Genomic DNA, 1,424 nt, shown 5'->3' with positions numbered 1-1,424 from the left:
CTCTCAAATGAGCATTCAGCCCTTGCTTTATATATAACAGTGTCGATTCGAGCATGTCAAGAGCAGGCGAAAATTTCCGCCTGTAAAACAAGCTTTAAAGTTACTATTCGGGCAATCGGTCTTCGTACATGATACTCAGTTCGCCATAAACCTGTCCCCAGTTCCGAAGTGGCATCGTCCATTTCTTGGTTGCCTCAAAAGTCGCTAAATAGAGAGCCTTTAATAGTGCGGTATCACTAGGAAAGACGCTTCTCTGGCGATTAAGTTTGCGATAGGTAGCATTCAGGCTTTCTATGGCATTTGTGGTATATATAACCTTTCTGACTTCTGCTGAAAATTTAAAGATTGGCGAGATAGCATCCCAGTTTTGTTTCCAGCTCTTCATGGAATTCGGATACTTTTCGCTCCATTTTTCGGTGACTCGCTCCAAAGCATCCAGTGCCTTTTCTTCGGTTGGAGCCTGATATATGGTTTTTAAATCAGCACAAAACGGTTTACGATCTTTGTCAGCAACGTATTTCATGGTGTTTCTGACCTGATGAACTATACAACGTTGATACTCTGTTTTAGGGTAAGCTGCTGCAATGGCTTCTTTGATGCCAGTTAGTCCATCTGCGCAGATGATCAGGATATCTCTAACTCCACGATTTTTTAGTCCGTTTAAAACAGAAAGCCAGTATTTTGAGCTTTCGTTCTCGCCAACTTCAATCGTTAAAACTTCTTTGTAACCATCCTGATTGATTCCCAGGATGACATAGGCAGCTAGTTTTCGAATAACTCCATTGTCACGGACAGAATAGTGGATTGCATCAATGTAAAGAACCGGATAAACTTCTGAAAGCGGTCGATTTTGCCAATCCTCAATCTGTGGCATGATTTTGTCTGTTACGTCTGAAATAAAGCCTTCTGAGGCTTCAAATCCATAAATATCCTCCAGAGTTTCAGATATTTGCCGGGTAGTCATACCTTTGGCATACATTGAAATAATCTTTTGGTCAATGTCTGAAATGTCTTTTTGACGTTTCTTTACTACTTGCGGTTCAAAAGTAGACTTACGATCCTGCGGAACCTCGATTTCCATGCTTCCGTATCTGCTGTTTACCTGTTTTGTCTTATAACCGTTACGGTAATCATCGCAGTCTGAACGTTCCGACTTAGAATAACCCAGATGATCATCCATTTCAGCTTCCATCATTTCTTTGATGGTTCCGCCAAGTAGATCTTTCAGGGCATCTTGAATGTCCTGTGCGGATTCAATGTCATACTCTTCGAGAAGCTGGCGAATGATATTTCTTTTCCCTTCGGTCATTTGTACTTTGTGTACTGGTTTCTTTTGTCTTGCCATAAAATAAGGCCTCCTATGATTTTATATTTTATCATAGAAGACCTTAAAATCCTATTTACAGAAAAACTTTCACAGACTC

General features: G+C 40.6%; 1 protein-coding gene. It reads right to left on the bottom strand.

Annotation, left to right across the window (positions count from 1 at the left end; genetic code table 11):
• Positions 1 to 103: 103 nt before the first annotated feature.
• On the bottom strand, positions 104 to 1,309 hold the full coding sequence (locus tag KQI22_RS13670) for an IS256 family transposase (RefSeq protein ID WP_442905259.1): 1,206 nt from the start codon (positions 1,307 to 1,309) through the stop codon (positions 104 to 106).
• Positions 1,310 to 1,424 lie beyond the last annotated feature (115 nt).

Origin of the sequence: Kineothrix sp. MSJ-39 (genome assembly GCF_018917935.1) — a bacterium.
Taxonomy (GTDB): Bacteria; Bacillota; Clostridia; order Lachnospirales; family Lachnospiraceae; genus CAG-194.
This window is presented reverse-complemented; position numbering and strand designations above follow the sequence as displayed.

Bases quoted from the DNA above. Each gene is read 5' to 3' on its own strand.
- KQI22_RS13670 (WP_442905259.1), bottom strand. From the start codon at position 1,309: ATGACCGAAGGGAAAAGAAATATCATTCGCCAGCTTCTCGAAGAGTAT.